At 71.3% G+C, this 17,305-nt stretch carries 17 protein-coding genes and 1 tRNA gene; 7 read left to right on the forward strand and 11 right to left on the reverse strand.

Annotated elements, in window-relative coordinates; all coding sequences use genetic code 11:
• Window positions 1-59 precede the first annotated feature (59 nt).
• A complete protein-coding gene (locus ACH34T_RS13735) occupies window positions 60-383 on the reverse strand; it encodes a DUF3263 domain-containing protein (protein ID WP_395992462.1) in 324 nt (107 codons plus the stop codon).
• Between the two features lie 334 nt (window positions 384-717).
• Here ACH34T_RS13735 and ACH34T_RS13740 point away from each other — a divergent pair, with 334 nt between their 5' ends.
• On the forward strand, window positions 718-1,464 hold the full coding sequence (locus ACH34T_RS13740) for a MarR family winged helix-turn-helix transcriptional regulator (protein WP_395992463.1): 747 nt from the start codon (window positions 718-720) through the stop codon (window positions 1,462-1,464).
• A 65-nt stretch (window positions 1,465-1,529) separates the two neighbouring features.
• Here ACH34T_RS13740 and ACH34T_RS13745 read toward each other — a convergent pair whose 3' ends face one another.
• The 5 genes from ACH34T_RS13745 to ACH34T_RS13765 form a co-directional block, all read right to left on the reverse strand.
• On the reverse strand, window positions 1,530-1,829 hold the full coding sequence (locus ACH34T_RS13745) for an SHOCT domain-containing protein (protein WP_395992464.1): 300 nt from the start codon (window positions 1,827-1,829) through the stop codon (window positions 1,530-1,532).
• Window positions 1,830-1,974: 145 nt separating this feature from the next.
• Entirely contained in the window at window positions 1,975-4,149 is a 2,175-nt protein-coding gene (locus ACH34T_RS13750) for a S8 family serine peptidase (RefSeq protein ID WP_395992465.1), read from the reverse strand.
• A gap of 359 nt (window positions 4,150-4,508) precedes the next feature.
• Window positions 4,509-6,173 (reverse strand): cation acetate symporter, encoded by a 1,665-nt coding sequence (locus ACH34T_RS13755; protein WP_395992466.1) that lies wholly within the window; start codon window positions 6,171-6,173, stop codon window positions 4,509-4,511.
• Window positions 6,170-6,412: a DUF485 domain-containing protein gene (locus ACH34T_RS13760; protein ID WP_395992467.1), complete on the reverse strand. Its 243-nt coding sequence runs from the start codon at window positions 6,410-6,412 to the stop codon at window positions 6,170-6,172. The genes ACH34T_RS13755 and ACH34T_RS13760 overlap by 4 nt, the downstream gene beginning before the upstream one ends.
• A 272-nt stretch (window positions 6,413-6,684) precedes the next feature.
• Window positions 6,685-7,029 (reverse strand): VOC family protein, encoded by a 345-nt coding sequence (locus tag ACH34T_RS13765; protein ID WP_395992468.1) that lies wholly within the window; start codon window positions 7,027-7,029, stop codon window positions 6,685-6,687.
• 64 nt (window positions 7,030-7,093) lie between these two features.
• Here ACH34T_RS13765 and ACH34T_RS13770 point away from each other — a divergent pair, with 64 nt between their 5' ends.
• Complete coding sequence (locus tag ACH34T_RS13770) at window positions 7,094-7,993, forward strand: sigma-70 family RNA polymerase sigma factor (RefSeq protein ID WP_395992469.1); 900 nt, start codon at window positions 7,094-7,096, stop codon at window positions 7,991-7,993.
• Window positions 7,994-8,048: 55 nt separating this feature from the next.
• On the opposite strand, the gene ACH34T_RS13775 is transcribed toward ACH34T_RS13770, so the two are convergent.
• Together ACH34T_RS13775 and ACH34T_RS13780 are read right to left on the reverse strand one after the other, a co-directional pair.
• Window positions 8,049-8,336 (reverse strand): GlsB/YeaQ/YmgE family stress response membrane protein, encoded by a 288-nt coding sequence (locus ACH34T_RS13775; RefSeq protein WP_395992470.1) that lies wholly within the window; start codon window positions 8,334-8,336, stop codon window positions 8,049-8,051.
• Window positions 8,337-8,399: 63 nt separating this feature from the next.
• On the reverse strand, window positions 8,400-9,074 hold the full coding sequence (locus ACH34T_RS13780; RefSeq protein ID WP_395992471.1) for a TetR/AcrR family transcriptional regulator: 675 nt from the start codon (window positions 9,072-9,074) through the stop codon (window positions 8,400-8,402).
• Window positions 9,075-9,292: 218 nt separating this feature from the next.
• On the opposite strand from ACH34T_RS13780, the gene ACH34T_RS13785 reads away from it, so the two are divergent.
• Together ACH34T_RS13785 and ACH34T_RS13790 are read left to right on the forward strand one after the other, a co-directional pair.
• Window positions 9,293-10,477: an FAD-binding oxidoreductase gene (locus ACH34T_RS13785; RefSeq protein ID WP_395992472.1), complete on the forward strand. Its 1,185-nt coding sequence runs from the start codon at window positions 9,293-9,295 to the stop codon at window positions 10,475-10,477.
• A 37-nt stretch (window positions 10,478-10,514) separates the two neighbouring features.
• On the forward strand, window positions 10,515-11,963 hold the full coding sequence (locus ACH34T_RS13790) for a DHA2 family efflux MFS transporter permease subunit (RefSeq protein WP_395992473.1): 1,449 nt from the start codon (window positions 10,515-10,517) through the stop codon (window positions 11,961-11,963).
• 28 nt (window positions 11,964-11,991) lie between these two features.
• Here the strand turns inward: ACH34T_RS13790 and ACH34T_RS13795 are convergent, their stop codons facing one another.
• The 3 genes from ACH34T_RS13795 to ACH34T_RS13805 form a co-directional block, all read right to left on the reverse strand.
• Window positions 11,992-13,302 (reverse strand): cytochrome P450, encoded by a 1,311-nt coding sequence (locus ACH34T_RS13795; protein ID WP_395992474.1) that lies wholly within the window; start codon window positions 13,300-13,302, stop codon window positions 11,992-11,994.
• A gap of 206 nt (window positions 13,303-13,508) precedes the next feature.
• Window positions 13,509-14,690 carry a hypothetical protein gene (locus ACH34T_RS13800; protein ID WP_395992475.1) on the reverse strand — a complete coding sequence of 394 codons (1,182 nt, stop codon included), beginning with the start codon at window positions 14,688-14,690 and terminating at the stop codon, window positions 13,509-13,511.
• A 307-nt stretch (window positions 14,691-14,997) separates the two neighbouring features.
• Window positions 14,998-15,073: transfer RNA gene (locus ACH34T_RS13805), tRNA-Thr, on the reverse strand.
• Window positions 15,074-15,215: 142 nt separating this feature from the next.
• Between ACH34T_RS13805 and ACH34T_RS13810 the strand changes: the two genes are divergently transcribed.
• The 3 genes from ACH34T_RS13810 to ACH34T_RS13820 are packed head-to-tail and all read left to right on the forward strand — an operon-like array spanning window position 15,216 to window position 17,298.
• A complete protein-coding gene (locus ACH34T_RS13810) occupies window positions 15,216-15,785 on the forward strand; it encodes a dihydrofolate reductase family protein (protein WP_395992476.1) in 570 nt (189 codons plus the stop codon).
• Complete coding sequence (locus tag ACH34T_RS13815; protein ID WP_395992477.1) at window positions 15,782-16,129, forward strand: YciI family protein; 348 nt, start codon at window positions 15,782-15,784, stop codon at window positions 16,127-16,129. The genes ACH34T_RS13810 and ACH34T_RS13815 overlap by 4 nt, the downstream gene beginning before the upstream one ends.
• A gap of 35 nt (window positions 16,130-16,164) precedes the next feature.
• A complete protein-coding gene (locus ACH34T_RS13820; RefSeq protein ID WP_395992478.1) occupies window positions 16,165-17,298 on the forward strand; it encodes an RNA polymerase sigma factor in 1,134 nt (377 codons plus the stop codon).
• Window positions 17,299-17,305: the final 7 nt, after the last annotated feature.

Below are 17,305 nucleotides of genomic sequence, written 5' to 3' on the forward strand. Positions count from 1 at the left end.
CGGTGCCGGTCAGGCGGTCCGGTGCCGGTCAGCGATCCGGTGCCGGTCAGGCGGTCGGGTCAGGGGCGGATGCCGAGCCGGCGCGCCGCCCGGCTGCGTTGCCGCTGCGTTCGCATCCGGCGGAGGCGCTTGACGAGCATCGGGTCGCACTCCAGCGCCTCGGGTCGGTCGATCAGGATGTTCAGGAGCTGGTAGTACCGCGTCGCCGACATGTCGAACGTCTCGCGGATCGCCTGCTCCTTGGCTCCGGCGTACTTCCACCACTGCCGTTCGAAGGCGAGGATGCGGCGGTCGCGCTCGGAGAGCAGATCAGGGGGGAAGGCGGCGTCGTCGGCGGCGCCTTCTTCTTCGGTCACGGGTGGTGCGGCAGGGGCATCGTCCATGCTTCCGTCCTGTGGGGGGACGTCACCGCGGGGGTCACCGGGGGCGTTCGCCGCTCGCATCAGGTCCCCTCTGTGGTTACTGATCCCGGGTCGTCCGGGTTCGGGCGGGTGTCATGTTACGCGCCCGCGCCGACAAGTTCCGGCGGTTTCCCGGTGAACGACGGCCGGTGGTTCAGTGCATCACATCCCCGTTCACCTGGGGATCTTCAATGCCGTGTGTCACACGGCGAACGCGCGTCCCAGCAGTCTCCGAACATGTGCACACTACATGCGTTAGGGTTGGGGTTCGCAGCGTTCGGCGTCCGCCACGAACGGTACGAAACGGAGACCCCGCATGCCGACGGACACCTCCGCCACGGGTCCGCCCACCGACCGGGACGACGACGCCGTCCGCGAGCCCGCAGTCGAAGAGCCGAGGGCCGCCGAGCCGGAGCCGGGGGCCGCCGAGCCGCACAGCGAGCAGGTCACCGACCCGGTCCTCACGGACATCGGGGCCGCGCTTTTCCATCTGCGCCGGATCTGGGCCAGGCCCGACCTCATGAAGCGAATCCGCGCCCAGACGCCCGGCGGGACCGGCGGACGGCCGCTGCAGATCTCCAACCTGATGGTGGTGAACGCCGTCGCCGCCCTCACGGAGGCCGCCGAGTCATCCGGTGGCACGAAAAGCGCACACTCCGCGGACTCCGCGCGCTCCTCGGGGTCCGCGCGCTCCTCAGACTCCGCGGACGGGTCGGCCTGCGAGGTCACCGTCGGCGCCGTCGCGGAGCGGCTGGAGATCGACCCGTCCACGGCGAGCCGGCTGGTCGGGCACGCCATCGACGCCGGGCTGCTGTCCCGGCGCCCCTCGCCCGTCGACGCGCGCCGCGCCAACCTCGGGCTGACCGAGGCGGGACGGCGCGTCAAGCAGGTGGCCGACCGGTTCCGCCGCGCCTACCTCGACGAGCTCATGACCGGCTGGTCGGCGGACGAGCGGGCCGAGTTCGCGCGGCTGCTCACCCGTTTCGCGGACGCGGCCGTCCGAGCACCGAGGTACTCGGACGGCATCGACGAGATCTTCAAGGAGGCCGGCGCCGCCGACTAGTTCGTCGGCACCGGTCGCGACACCGACCTCCGCTCGTCCCCGGTAGTGGGCTTGGTGCACCTGGGTCAGCCTCCGTTGCGGAGTGTCGAGGTGCGCATCAGGTACTCGTCCTCGTCGATCTCGCCGCGGGCGAAGCGCTCGGCCAGCACCGACTGCGCCTTGGCCAGCGGGTCGGCCGCCGCCGCGGCCGCCGTGGTGTTGCTGTTCATCCGGCGGCGGATCAGGTAGAACGCCGTCCCCAGCACGGCCAGCCAGAACAGCCCGAACGTGATCGGGAACACCGGCCAGAAGGCGGGCGCGTCCCCTCCCTCGTCCCAGGGGCCCGGGTGCATCGCGGTCGCCTGCGTCGCCAACGTCGTCAACATGGTTCATCGACCCTTCCTGTGTTGTTCGGATGAGTCGATGCTCGGCGACGGGTATGGGGGCGTGCATCGTCTGGCCGGAGGCACCCGCGATACGCCCGGCGTAGTACCGCGAGGGGTGTTCGCTCACCCGCGGGTGTTCGCCGGTTCACCACCAGGGCGGGCGGAAGTCCTCGTCGTCGGAGGAGGGTGAGCGCCGCGAGTGCCGTCCTCGCGGCTCGTCGTCGCCCGGCCAGACGGCGGGATCGGCGGGGTCGGCCGGGCCCAGGGGCTGGACGGGCCCGAGCGGCGGCTCCTCGTCGGCCGGGACGGTGGGGAAAGCGCCCGTCTGCTCCTCGTCCCCGGGACGTACGGCAGGGGGCGGCGGGAAATCGTCCTGCGGAACGGCGGGAATGGGGGCGGTGAGGTTCCCGTCGGCCGGTTCGGGGCCGTCGAGGGGACTCCGCCGGAACGCCGCCCAGTCTTCGTCGTCTGAGGCGGAGTCGCCGTTCCTGGTCGAACCGTTCAGGCCGAAGCCGTTGAGGTCGTTGCCGTTGGTTCCGTTCAGGTGCTCGCCGTTGTGGCCGTTGCCGAAGACATGCCCGTTGGCGGAGTTCCGGTTCCGGCCGTTCGCGAAGTACTCGCCGGGGTCGAACGGACGCAACTCGTTCGACATGATCGGCGGTTGCTTCAGCGACGACTCCGGAGCCGGGTCGAGGCCGGACGATCCATCCGTGTCCCACGATGTTTCAGGGTCCCAGGACGATGTCTCCGTCTCCCAGGACGGCGTGTCCCAGGACAGGGCGTCCCAGGAACCGTCCACGGGGTCGGACGGCGGAGGGTCCACGGGCAGAGGGTCGGGCGGCGGCGCTTCAAGGGGCGATGGGTCCGCCGGTGGGATCTCCGGTATGGACGGCCTCGTACGCACCTCGGTGCTCTGCCAGAGCGGGACGCTGACCGGCGCGATCTCGGGCCGCGCGATCTCCGTGCCCTCCATCTCCCCGGCCGTCCCGGAAAGACCGGAAGCATCGGAAGAAACATTGGATGAGCCGGACGAGTCCGCGGGCGGTGGCGCGCCGAACAGGGCGGCGTCCGCGGGGTCGCGCGGGATGGGCGGCGCGGACGGCAGTCCGTAGTCGGGGACGGCGTCGGTGTCGGGGCCTTCGTCGTCCGGGCGCCGCCGCTGCCGCCAGCCGAGCGCCAGCCCGAGGATGATCAGCAGCCCGCCGCCGCCGAGGACGAGCGGGAGCAGCAGCCCCGAGCCCTCCCCGGACGACTCGGCCGCCGGGGCCGTGGCCGAGGTCGGCGGCGGTGTCTCCAGCGGCCCGCCGGACGTCTTGTTGATCTTGCTTGCGGCGATGAGCGTGCGGACGGCGTCGACCGTCCCGCGGCAGGTGGGCGACCCGGTCGGGTGGCCGGAGCGCGCCGGCGACCCCTGGATCAGGGACTGCCGCACCTGGGCGGGGGTCAGTTTCGGGTACCGGGACCGGACGAGCGCGGCGACGCCGGCGACCATCGCCGACGAGGCGCTGGTGCCCGTCCCGACGACGTAGCCGCTGCTGGCGTCGGCGCTGACGATGTCGACGCCGGGCGCGCAGACGGCGGCGTGGGACCGCCGGTTGCTGTCCTTCCAGAGGCGCAGCCTGCGGTCGAGCGCGCCGACCGCGATCACGCCCGGGTACGCCGCGGGGAAGTTCTTGCGGTTGGCGGTGGAGCCGTCGTTGCCCGCCGACGCGATCAGGATGACGCCCTTGTCCAGCGCGTACTTGATCGCGCTCTCCTGCGACGCGGTGCCGTTGTAGAACTGCCGGCCGCCGCCGAGGGACATGTTGATGATGTGGGCGCCGTGGTCGACGGCGTAGCGGATGCCCTGGGCGACGGCGTCGCGGTCGGCGCCGCCCGACTGCTGCCCGTCGTCGCGGCGCAGCGGGTCGTCGTTCTCCAGCGTGACGCGGACGGACAGGACGCGGCTCAGCGGCGCGACGCCCATCATCCCCTGCGACAGCCCGGGACCATGGCCGTGCCCGGAGATGATGCTCGCCATCGACGTCCCGTGCAGGCCCCAGTAGCGGGTGCCGGGACGCCGGACGCCGCCGGTGAGGTCGGGTCCGTTGACGACGTGTCCGGTGAGGTCGGGATGCTGCTTGTCGACACCGGTGTCGAGGACGGCGACGGTGACGCCGCGTCCCCTGGAGTACTTCCACGCCTTTTCGGCGCGCAGCACGTCCAGATGCCATTCGCGGGCGCGGATCTGGTCGGCCGCCGCACCCGCGAACACCCCGGCCGCCGCACCCGCGAACACTCCGGCCGAGACGTTCGCGGGCGCTTCGGGCGAGGCGTTCATGTGTGCTTGGGGCGAGGTGCCGCGGGTCGTCTGGTGCGTCGCGGGGCGGTCGGGGGGCGCCGTCAGGGGCGCGGACATCGCAGTGCTGAGCGCCAGTGCGGAGAGAGCCGCGGTCGTCCGGGCGGTGAACCGGTGCGGTGACGCGGCCCGGCGCCGGTGCGGTGGCACGGCCGGACGGGCACGTGCCGGACGGCGTCGACCGGCTTCGGACACGCCGCCGCACCTCCCTCCCCGGCAGATTGCCACGCTCCACGACGGGTTGACATTGTGCCACGCGAAACCCGTCCCGGCCGGGGCACTCGGCACATTAGGGCACGCTCCCGGACAGCGTGGATCTCGCTCTCCGTAACAACACGACGTCAGGCCGCGCCCGCCCCCGTGAGCGCCCGCACGGAAAGATCGTCGTAGCGTTCCCGGTCGGCCTTCTCCCGTCCGAAAAGAGTCCCGGCGACCGCGCACGCGAACCCGATCGGAATGGAGACGATGCCCGGGTTCTCCAGCGGGAAGAGGTGGAAGTCGACGCCCGCCGGGAACAGCGACAGGCTCTCCCCCGTCGCCGGGTCGGTCTTCCCCGACACGACGGGCGAGAAGAACACGAGCACCAGCGAGCTGATCAGCCCGCCGTAGATTCCGGCGACGACCCCGGCGGAGTTGAACCGCCGCCAGAACAGCGACAGCACGATGGCCGGGAGGTTCGCCGCGGCCGCCATCGCGAACGCCAGCGCCACCAGGAACGCGACGTTCAGGTTCCGCGCGACGACCGCGAGGACGATCGCCAGCGCGCCGACGAGGAACGCCGCGAACCGCGCGACCGCCACCTCCTGCGACTCGCGCGGGCGGCCGAGCATCAGCACCTGCCCGAAGTAGTCGTGCGCCAGCGACGTCGACGACGCCAGCACGAGCCCCGACACGACGGCGAGGATCGTCGCGAACGCCACCGCGCCGACGAACGCGAGCAGCACGTCGCCGCCGACGTGCCCGCCGAGGTGCTCCCCGACGGCGTGCGCGAGCTGCGGGACGGCGGTGTTGCCCGACGGGTCCTGCGCGACGATCTCGTCCCGTCCGACGAGGGCCGCCGCGCCGAAGCCGAGCAGCGGCGTCATCAGGTAGAAGACGCCGACGAGGCCGATCGACCAGGTCACCGACCTGCGGGCGGCCGGCCCGTCCGGGACGGTGAAGAACCGCGTGACGATGTGCGGCAGGCCCGCCGCGCCGAGCACCAGCGCGAGCGCGAGGCTGAGGAAGTCGAGCTTGTTGACGATCGTCCGGTAGGCGTCGCCGGGGACGTCCTGGCCGTAGCGGAGGCCGGGGCGCAGGAACGCCTCGTCCTTGCCGCTGGCGTCCGCCGCGGAGCCGAGCACGTCGCTGACGTCGAACCCGAACCTGCCGAGCACCAGCGCGGTCAGCACGGCGGCGCCGGCGGCCAGCAGTGCCGACTTGATGATCTGCACCCAGGTGGTGCCCTTCATCCCGCCGTACGCCACATAGAAGATCATCAGCGCGCCCACGACGACGATCGTGACCGTCTCGGCGGCGTCCGCGGACATGCCGAGGAACCGCTCGCCCGGATGGACGCCGAGCAGCAGCGACACCAGCGCCCCGGCCCCGACCATCTGCGCCAGCAGGTAGAACACCGACACGGTGACGGTGGACACGGCCGCCGCCCGCCGCACCGGCGCCTGCCGCCGCACCCGCCGCGACAGGACGTCCCCCATCGTGAACCGGCCCGCGTTGCGCATCAGCTCGGCGAGCAGCAGCGCGAGGAGCCACGCCACCAGGAAGCCGATCGAGTACAGGAACCCGTCGTATCCGGACAGCGCGATGATCCCGGCGATGCCGAGGAACGACGCCGCCGACATGTAGTCGCCGGCGAGCGCGATCCCGTTCTGCGGGCCGGAGAACGTCCGTCCGCCGGCGTAGAAGTCGTCGGCGCCGCGCGTGTTCGCCCGCGCCCAGACCGTGATCCCCAGGGTGGTCAGGATGAAGGCGAGGAACAGCCCGAACGTCAGTCCGGATCCCGTCACCGCAGCTCACCGGCCAGCGGATCGAGCCGCCGCCGCGCGTAGACCGCGTACGCGCCCGCCAGGACGAACGTCGAGACGAACTGCAGCACGCCGAGCAGCAGCGCGACGTTGACGTGCCCCGCCACCGGCCGCGCCATGAACTCCCTGGCGAACGCGGACAGCCCGACATACGCGAAATACCACCCGAGAAAGACCGTCCCGACGGTCGTCGCGACCCGCCGGTATCTCCTTCTGAGCAACCGAAAAGCCTCATGGCTCGCGATCGGCGCGAACTGCCCCGGAGGAGCCCCCCGCTCACGCCCTTCGCGTCCCGCGACCTTCGAGTCCCCCACCATCTGGCCTCCCCTGGACCGGACGTGACTCTCCGCACTTCTGCGATCGCTCTATGAGATCAAACCTTCACCCGTCCCAACCCCCATTTGCCGAGATGCATACCTCGCCCCCCGGTCGGGCTCGAAGGCAGCGCTGCCTGGTCGGGCTCGTAGGCGGCGCTGCCCGGTCAGGTGGGGGCTCATGGGGTCTGGGTGAGGCCGATGATGTTGCCGTCCATGTCCTTCAGCACGGCGATGCGCTTGCCATCGCCCACGCCCTCGATGTCCTGGACCATCTCCGCTCCGGCCTCCAGGAGCGCCTGCACCGTCCCCTCGATGTCGTCGACGTGGTGGTAGGCGGTGGGGCCGTTCTGCCCGTGGCGGTGGCCGTTCGGGTCCAGCCCGATGTCCTGGCCGCCGACGCTGAAGCCCACGTAGTACGGTGTGTCGGCGGTGGGCTCGACACCCAGCAGGCGGCCGAACAGGGTCTTGGACTTCGCCAGGTCCTGGACGGGGTAGATGATCGTCTGAATGCCCTTGTTCATGATCGCTCCTTCGTTGCTCTCGCTGGTCACTGCTTTGACACGCACCGACGGGGGTCTGTGACCGATGGACGGGGACGAGTTTCTGGCGGACGCGTTCGAGCGGCACAGACCCCAGCTGCGGTCCGTCGCCTACCGGATGCTCGGCTCGTCGGGCGAGGCGGACGACGCCGTCCAGGAGGCGTGGCTCCGTGCCAGCCGGTCCGGTGCCGACGGCGTCGAGAACATCGGCGGATGGCTGACGACGATCGTCGGCCGCGTGTGCCTGAACATGCTCCGCTCCCGCGCCACCCGCCGCGAGGACCCGCTGGACGAACACGGCCCCGCCGCGTCCGCCGCCCCGGTAGCGCCGACCGGCCCGACCGGGGACACCGCGGCCACCCCGGAGGACGAGGCGCTGCTCGCCGACTCGGTCGGACAGGCGATGCTCGTCGTCCTCGACACGCTCGCGCCCGCCGAACGGCTCGCGTTCGTTCTGCACGACATGTTCGCGGTGCCGTTCGACGAGATCGCCCCGATCGTGGAGCGGACGCCGGCCGCCGCCCGCAAGCTGGCCAGCCGGGCGCGCCGCCGCGTCCAGGACGCGCCCGCCGCCACCGTCCACGACCTGCCCCGGATCCGCCGCGTCGTCGACGCCTTCCTCGCCGCGTCGCGGGCCGGCGAGTTCGAGGAGCTCCTCACGCTGCTCGACCCCGGCGTGCTGCTGCGCTCCGACGCCGCGGGCGTGGCGTCCGGCGCCCCGGCCCTGGTCCGCGGCGCTTCCGCGGTGGCGGAGACGTTCTCCGGACGTGCCCGCGCCGCGCGTCCCGCCGTCATCGACGGCATGGCCGGACTGGTCTGGACGGTCGGCGGCCGCCCCCGCGTCGTGTTCGACTTCACCATCGTGGACGGCCGGATCGTCGCGATCGACCTCCTCGCCGACCCCGAAACCCTCGCCGACCTCGACCTGGAGATCCCGCCCTCCTGACCCGCAGAAGTGCCGGACCCCACGCGCCGGCGCGGGCGCAGGCCGGTGGTCGGTGTCAGCGGGGGGAGCGGCGTTGTTGTTTTCGGCGGGCCTTGAAGCCCGCGACCAGCGCGACGCCGAGGACGGCGAGGCCGACCTGGAAGACCAGCTCGATCCAGTCGATCCCGTCGGTCGTGTCCACGCCGACCGACTGCGCGATCGCGGTCCCGGCGATCGCGGCCACGATGCCGACGACCACGGTCAGGATGACGCCGATGGGCTGGCGGCCCGGCAGGAGCAGCCGTCCGAGCGCGCCGATGATCGCGCCGATGACGATCGCGCTGATGATGCCTGAGATGTTCATGCCGTCCCTGTGCCCACTAAGGCTGCGCCGTCACATCGGCGCAGGTCGGCGGGCGGACGGCGGCTATTCGGCGGCCGGGTCTCGGTCGTCGTCCATGGACCGCAGGTCGCTGAACGTCAGGGCCGGGCCGCGGAGCGCCTCCGGCCGTCCGGGAGAGGCGCGCAGGCCGTCGATGAGCAGGTCGAGGTGCCGGTGCGCCAGCTCGTCGGCGACGTCGCGGGGCATCGGGCCGGGGAGGGGACGGGACAGCCGCACGAGCAGGATCCCGATGTCGCCGTGCGTGACGTCGCCGCGCAGGTCGCCGTCCTCCTGGGCGGCGGCGATGAGCCCCTGCATGACGGAGACGCCGCCGTCCCGGACGGACGCGACCTCCGCGTCGTCGAACGGGATCTCGTCGAGCAGGACGGGGAACACCGCGCCGATCCGGATGTTCAGGACGCGGTGCATGTAGCGGACCAGCGCGGCGAACGCGGTCGGCTCCTCGTCGCGTGCGCGGCGGGCCTCGTCGGCGGTGCGTTGCAGGGCGTCGAGCGCGACGGCCCTGGCCAGCGCCTTGCGGTCGGGGAACCGCCGGTACAGCGTCGCGATGCCGGTGCCCGCGCGCCGGGAGATGTCCTCCAGCGGCGCGCCAGGGCCCTGCTCGACGAACACCTCGGCGGCGGCGGCGAGGATCCGGTTGCGGTTGTCGCGCGCGTCCGCCCGTAGCGGACGTTCGGCGGTCTTCGGCTGCTGGCCCATGGGCGTCAGCGTAGCAAGCATACGGAGGTTTATCCTCCAATTGGATTTAGTCACGAATCTTGACCATCAAGATAGGTGACTATAGCGTTCTCCGCAGAGCACACACCGCCTCACCGGACGCCCCTTGAAAAGATCTTAGGAATAAGTGGAGACAGATCCTCCGGCTCGGTGCTACGGTGCAAATAAGTGGAGAGAAAACCTCCGGAAGGATTTAGATCATGAGTACCTCGCCCGCGACCCGCACCGACGACCTGCTCGTCGTCCAGGCCACCGGCACGGCGGACGTCCGCGCCGCGATCCTCACCGCCCGCGACCGGGGGCTGCCGCTCACCGTCCAGGCCACCGGGCACGGCACCCACGTCCCGCCCGACGAGGGCCTGCTGCTGAAGACGTCCCGCATGGCGCGCGTGCTGGTCGACCCGTCCCGCCGCGTCGCCCGCGTCGGCCCCGGCGCCCGCTGGAGCGACGTCATCGCCGCCGCCGCGCCGCTCGGGCTCGCGCCGCTGTCCGGCTCGCACGCGTCCGTCGGCGTCGCCGGCTACACGCTCGGCGGCGGCGTCGGCTGGCTGTCGCGCCGCTACGGCTTCGCCGCCGACCACCTGCTGCGCGCCGGCGTCGTCACCGCCGACGGCCGCGCTCTGACCGCCGACGCCGACCGCAACGCCGACCTGTTCTGGGCGCTGCGCGGCGGCAGCGGCAACTTCGGCGTCGTCACGTCCCTGGAGTTCCGGCTCCACCCGGTGTCCACGGTCTACGCGGGGACCGCCGTGTTCCCCGCCGACCGGGCCGGCGACGTGCTCACCCGCTTCCGGGACGAGGCCGAAGCCCGCCCCGACGAGCTGAGCGTCTCCATCGCCGTCACGGACCACCCCGAGCACGGCCGCGTCGTCATCGTCCGCGGCGTCTACGCGGGCGGCGCCGCCAACGGCGCCGCCGACGGCGAGCGGGCCCTGCGGTCACTGTGCCGGGCCGGCGGCCGGCCGCTCCACCAGGACTTCCGGACGATGCCGTACGCCGGCACCGACTCCCTCGGCGGCACCCCGCCCCACCACTTCCACCTGTTCGCCGGCCTGCCCGACCCGCTGATCGCCGCCATCGCCGGCAGCGGCGCGGCCGGCATCGAGATCAGGCACTGGGGCGGCGCGATGGCCCGTCCCGCCGCGGACGCCGGGCCCGTCGGCCACCGCGACGTCCCCTTCTCCCTCACCATCGACGGCTCCGCCGCGGACGCCGCGCCGCTCGCCGCCTACGCGACCGGCGGGTCGTTCCTGAACTTCCTGCACGACACGTCCAGGACGGCCACCGCCTACACGCCGGAGAACTTCCGCCGCCTCCGCGAGGTCAAGCGGACTTACGACCCGCAGAACGTCTTCCACCGCAACCACAACATCAAGCCCGCCTGACTTCCACTGGGAATCGTTGGAATGCGAGGTAACCGAAATGACCGCCACCGCTACTCCCCCGGCGCCCGCGAAGGGACTCGACCGCAAACTCGTCGCCATCGGCGTCGTGGTGGTGCTGGGCGCGATCATGTCGATCGTCGACGCGACCGCCGTCAACGTCGCCACCCGTACGCTCGCCGAGGAGTTCGGCTCTTCGATCACGACCGTCCAATGGGTCCTGACCGGTTACATGCTGGGCCTGGCGGGCGTCATCCCGATCACCGGCTGGGCCACCGAGCGGTTCGGCGCGCGGCGCGTCTGGATCACCGCGCTGCTGCTGTTCCTCGCGGGTTCCGTCCTCGCGGGCGCCGCCTGGTCGATGCCCAGCCTGATCGCGTTCCGCGTCGTGCAGGGCATCGGCGGCGGGATGATCATCCCGGTGGCGCAGACGATCCTGGCGCAGGCCGCCGGGCCCGAGCGGATGGGCCGCGTGATGGGCTTCATCGGCATGCCGATGCTGCTCGGCTCCGTCGCGGGCCCGGTCGTCGGCGGGCTGATCATCTCGACGGCGGGCTGGCGCTGGATCTTCTTCGCCAACCTCCCGCTCGGCGTGATCGCCGTCGTCGCCGCGCTCCGGCTGCTGCCGCGCTCGCCGTCGCGTCCGACGCGACTGGACGTCCGAGGCCTGCTCCTGCTCTGCACCGGCGTGACCGTGTTCGTCTACGGCACCACCGAGGCGGGACGGCCCGGCGCCCTGGACGACCCCCGCACCTGGGCCATCCTCGGCGCGGCGGCCGTGCTGATCGGGCTCTACATCCTGCACGCCCGCACCCGGCAGGCGCTGATCGACATCGCGCTCTTCCGCAACCGCGCCTTCACGGCCGCCGCGGTCACCAACGTCGTCGTCGCCGTCGCGCTGTTCGGCGTCCTCGTCCTGCTGCCGCTGTATTGGCAGATCGTCCGGGGCCACGGCCCCCTCGCCACCGGTCTCCTGCTCGCCCCGCAGGCGCTGGGCGCGGCGGTGGCCATGCCCCTGGCCGGACGGCTCACCGACCGGCTCGGCGCCGGTGTCGTCGTCCCCACCGGGATCGTCCTCGGCCTGCTCGGAACGGCCGCCTACACCCAGGTCCACGCGGACACCTCGCCCGTCCTGCTGGCCGCCGCCCTGTTCGTCATCGGGCTCGGCCTGGGCGCGACGATCATGCCGTCGATGGCGGCCGCCTACCAGGCCCTGCCGGGACCGCTGATCCCGCGCGCGACCAGCGCGATCAACACGCTTCAGCGGATGGGCGCGTCCGTGGGCACCACCGCGCTGGCGGTGATCCTGCAACACGAGATCACCGCCCAGTCGCCGGGGCTCGCCGGGGCGGCGCTGGCCCCGCTGCCGGACGAGGCCCGCGTCCAGGTGGCGCCGCTCCTGGCCACCGCCTTCGGCCACGCCTTCTGGATCGCCCTGATCATCGGCGCGATCGCGGTCATCCCCGCGCTACTGCTCCCCCGCAAGTGATCATCACCACCCCACCGCCCGGCCGGGGCTAACGGTGCGAGACCCGCATCGGGACGGCTCCGGCCGGACGGTAGGTGATCTCCGCGCGTCCGGGCACGGTCAGGCCCGGCGCCAGATCGAGCCGGTGCGTACGGCTGATCGTCGCGAGCAGCAACGTCGCCTCCAGCATCGCGAAACCGGCCCCGACGCAGATGCGCCGACCGCCCCCGAATGGCAGATACGCATATCTGGGACGATCCGATTCCCCCATGAACCGCTCCGGCCGGAACCCCTCGGGATTGGGCCAGAACTCCACATTCCGATGCAGCAGATAAGGCGGGACCGCCACCGTCGACCCGGCCGGAATCGTCACTCCCGCGACGACGTCGTCCTCGACCGCGTCGCGCTCGATGGTCCACGCCGGGGGATAGAGCCGCATGGCCTCCGAAAGGACGGCGCGCGTCCAGGGGAGCCGATCGACGTCCTCCGCCTGCGGGTCCCTTCCGCCGAGCACCTCGTCGACCTCGTTTTCCAGCCGCTCCCGCGCGGCCGGATATCGGGAAAGCAGCACGAAGGTCCATGCGAGCGAGGCGGCCGTCGTCTCGTGTCCGGCCAGGAGGAGCGTCAGCACCTCGTCGCGCAGTTCGTCCTCGGAAAGCCCGCCGCCGTCTTTCAGCAGATCGAGCAGTTCCCCGCCGGACACTTTGACGACCCTCTCGACCATTCCGTCGAGATGCGTAATCCCGTCTTTCAACCACGGCACACGCGTGTAAACTCCGCGCCGCGCCGCCGCACCCGGCAGGAACGTTCCGAGGACGGCGGCCCGCTGAAGCGCCTCAAGCGAACGTCCCGTCCTGGTCGCCTCTCCGGCCAGTTCGCTGCCGAACAGGGCGCGTCCTACCACGTCCAACGTGAGCCGCCGCAGCTGCTCCGCCGCGTCGAGCAGCACCCCGTCGGGCCACCGCCGAACGGCCCCGCGCGTGATCTCCACCATCCGCGGCGCGAACGCGACAACGTGCCGCTGCGCGAACACCGGCTGCACGAGCCGCCGATGCCGCCGCCACGTCTCCCCCTCGCTCGTCAGCAGCCCATCCCCGAGGAAGGCCCGCAGCGGACGATACGTGAACGCCTTCACATAGTTGTCCTGCCGGGCCACCAGAACATGCTCCGCATGCTCAGGCCGCGACAGCAGAAAGAACGACCGCCGCATGCCGAACGGGACCTGAACCGCGTCGCCGTACCGCCGGGCCAGCGCGCCGTACGTCCCGAGCGGATTCCGGGCCATCCGCCCCCACCACCGAGCGGCGTCCACTCCGGCCCTGGGCCCGGCCACACTTCGCTGATACGTCAGCAACCTCATGCCCACAACCGTAAATCCCCAGTGCCGCCTGGCACAGGCCGCCAACGCCCCCATCCACACGCGGACGATCGCCACCAAGGCCCTGCACTGGCAAAGCCGGGCGGCCGAGGCAGTCCCCTGGCACGTCCAGGATTCGCATCGACCACCCTCGCCAGCACGCAGACCTGACAGGTCGGCTCGGGAATGCCCGCGCAAATCCTTCGGCTTCAGAAAACCGGAGGCTTCCCCAACCGAATAGGGCTTCCCGGCCCGCCCACGACCGGTCCTTCTGGCCATAGATTGGCAAGGTCGGTCGGGGTGAGCGGAGCCCGGTAGGCGGCCTGGAGCACCTTGCGGGAAACGTCGGCATCGGCCTCGGATAGAGCCGCGAACCAATCGAATCCGGCCGGATATGACCACATGTAGCTACGGTGCTGGAGGTCGGCTCCGCGGTCGGCGAGGTAGCGGGCGATGCTCTTGTCCGTCCACCATGGAACGGCCGTCCGCACATAGTCGGCGCATTCACCGACGGGCGCACCGTCATTGATGGCCCGGTGCACCTCCGCGAGGATGAGCTGGCTGTAATGGGAAAGCCGGAGGCGGGCGATGAGCACTTTGTCCTCGGGCAGCAGGAACAGCGGCCATGCTTGGGCGATGCCCTCGAACATCACCTGGAACGGCGAGTGAATGCTGAACAGCCGCACCCAGGGGACGTCCTCGGCCTCCGCGTGCGCGGTGTAGCCGGCGCTCTGCAGCCCGTGCCCGAGCACCTCGTGCAGGGCGAACTGCCGGGCGCCCGTCTGGGTGAACTCGACGTTCGGAAGGTTCAGGCGCAGCCGGACGTCCTGTCCCGCACCGTCCAGCCAGTACGCCCAGTAGGCCTCCACCTCGGCGGTCTCGATCGTCAGGCGGTAGGGCGCGGTGCTGCCGGTCGCCTCGCGGACGACGGGCTCCAGCTCCTCGGTGGCCTGCCGGATCGCGTCGGGCGCCTCGCTCACGTCGAGAAGCCCCTCGGCCTCCCGCAGCTCGGCGTTGGTCCGAGCACCCCAGCCGATGCCGAGATCGGCGCACGCGTCCCGGGCCTGCTCGGCGAGCTCCACCAGGTACTCGTCGGGCCACCCGGCCGTGCCGCACCCCTGGGTCGCCCGGACGTAGTCGTCGAGGGGACGCCGCTCCCCGATCAGCGCTCCGAGATAGGCCAGATCAGCGTCGATCCGCGCCGCGAGCTGCCCCGTCGCCTCGGAGCGCAGCTCGGTGAACCGGCGGTGGACGCTCAACCGGTCGGTGGCCGGCTCGGCGACGTTACGGCCCGGGGCACAGTCGAAATCGACGATCGGCGATCCACCGTGGCCGACCTCGTAGGCGTCCCAGGCCCGGAGCAGGGTCTCGATCTCGTCGCGCAGGTTCATGGGGGATACGTCCCGTCGGAGAGGGAAGGCGTGCAGATCATTCTCATCGCCGACATCGCCCACCAAGTAGACCCAAACAAGGTCATCTTCCACAAACCCCTCAACTAGACCTTGTCCACATCCCCTCCCGCCCCAGGTGAACGCCCCACACCACGAAAGTCCCGCCACGGACTCTCCGCCGACCCTCCCGCAACCACCCATTCCGCACAGCCCCGAATCCCGCCCGCAAGCCACAGAAGTCCTTGCCGCACTCCCCGCGACTCACACCGAAGTCGTCCGGCCAGGTCTCGCGCAGGTGTCTCTGGCGTGGAGCCGGCGAGGGGACTTGAACCCCTAACCTTCTGTTTACAAGACAGATGCTCTGCCAATTGAGCTACGCCGGCGGGCTCGTCCGCATCGTAGTCGACTTGGTGGGGGGCTTGTGCGGGGGTGTGTGGGGGGTGGGGAAGTTTTTCCGGGTGGGGTGTCGATTTGGGTGGGGGCGTTCGTGTAGGGGGTGAGAGGTCGTCGTTGTGAGGAGGAGTCGTGGGGAAGCTGGTGCTGGTCGAGCATCTGACGTTGGACGGGGTCATGCAGGGCCCCGCGGCGCCTGATGAGGACACGCGCGGTGGGTTCGTCCGCGGTGGGTGGGGCGTTGCGGGGAACGACGAGGTCATGGGCTCCGTGCTGGGGAAGGGCCTGGGGCGGCATGGGGCGATGCTGTTCGGACGGTGGACGTACGAGCAGTTCTTCGGGTTCTGGCCCCATCAGACCGACAATCCGTACACGGATGCGCTGAACCGGGCGCGGAAGTACGTGGTGTCGCGGACGCGGCGGGAACTTACGTGGGAGAACTCGGTGCTGGTGCCGGACGTCGGGGACGTCGCCAAGATCAAGGAGGGCGAGGACCTCACGGTGCTGGGGAGCGGGGAACTCGCAGGGGAGCTGATGCGGCGAGGGCTCGTTGACGAATGGCTGTTGATGGTCCATCCGCTCGTGCTGGGGACGGGACGAAGGCTGTTCGACGGCGTCGAGGTGGAGTTGCGGCTCGTGGATTCGGTGGTGACGACCACCGGGGTCGTGATCGCGACGTATCGGGGCAGGGAGGAAGCATGAAGCTGTATGCGCTCAACATGATCCAGCCCGTGGGCGAGAAGCCGCCGCCGGAGGCGCTGGACAAGGTGATGGCGGAGCTCGCGGGGGTCCGGCGGGATCTGGAGGCCCGGGAGGCGTGGGTGTTCGGGAGGGGGTTGCACGGCCCCGAGGCGAGCACCGTGGTGCGGCTCAGGGACGACGAGGTGATCGCGACGGACGGGCCGTGGACGGAGGGCAAGGAGTTCATCGGCGGGATCATCATCATCGAGGTGGAGGACCTGGACGCCGCGCTCAAGGTCGCGGCGCGGTACGCGCAGGTGACGGGACTGCCGATGGAGGTGCGGCCGTTTCAGGGCGAGGCCTGATCGAGCGAGTCTTCCGCGAGGAGCATGGGCGTGCGGTGGCCGTCCTGGTCCGGGTCTTCGGCGATGTCGACGTGGCCGAGGAGGCGGTGCAGGACGCGTTCGCCGAGGCGGTGAAGCGGTGGCCGGAGGGCGGGACGCCGCCGAGCCCGGCCGGATGGATCATCACGACGGCGCGGAACAAGGCGATCGACCGGCTGCGGCGGGAGGCGGCGCGGGACGGCAAGCAGGCGCAGGCCGCGCTGGTAAGCGTGGCGGAACCGGTCGAGGAGGGCGTCGTGCGGGACGAGCGGTTGCGGCTCATGTTCACGTGCTGCCATCCGGCGCTGGCGCTGCAGGCGCGGGTGGCGTTGACGCTGCGGCTGCTGGGCGGGTTGACGACGGCGGAGATCGCGCGGGCGTTCCTGGTGCCGGAGAAGACGATGGCGCAGCGGCTGGTGCGGGCCAAGGGGAAGATCCGGGACGCGGGGATTCCGTACCGGGTGCCGGAGGAGGCGGATCTCCCGGGACGGCTGCCGGGGGTGCTCGCGGTCGTCTACCTCGTGTTCAACCAGGGGTACGGCGGGCGGGACGAGCTGGCGGCGGAGGCGATCAGGCTGGGCCGGGTGCTGGCGGAGCTGATGCCGGACGAGCCCGAGGTGCTGGGGCTGCTGGCGTTGATGCTGCTGATCGAGTCGCGTAAGGGCGCCCGGATACGGGACGGCGAGCTCGTCCTGCTGGCCGACCAGGATCGCGGGTCGTGGGATCGAGCGCTCGTGGACGAGGGCCAGGCGCTGGTGCGGCGGTGCCTGCGGAGGAACCGGCCGGGGCCGTACCAGCTCCAGGCGGCGATCAACGCGGTGCACAGCGACGCGGCGCGGGCCGAGGACACGGACTGGGGCCAGATCCTCCAGTTGTACGACCAGCTGATGGCGGTGGCACCGAGTCCGGTGGCGGCGCTGAACAGGGCCGTCGCGGTGGCGGAGGTCGAGGGCGTCGAGGAGGCCCTGGCGGTCGTGGACGGGCTCGACCTCGGCCAGTACTACCTGTTCCATGCGATCCGCGCCGATCTGCTGCGGAGGCTCGGGCGGGGCGCGGAGGCCGTGGCGGCCTATGACGAGGCCATCGAACGGACGGAGAACCAGGCCGAGCTGGATTTCCTGAGAGGCCGCCGGCTCAGCGTGACCGATTGAAGGCCGG

The sequence above is a fragment of the Actinomadura sp. 9N215 genome (assembly GCF_044326345.1).
GTDB lineage: Bacteria > Actinomycetota > Actinomycetes > Streptosporangiales > Streptosporangiaceae > Spirillospora.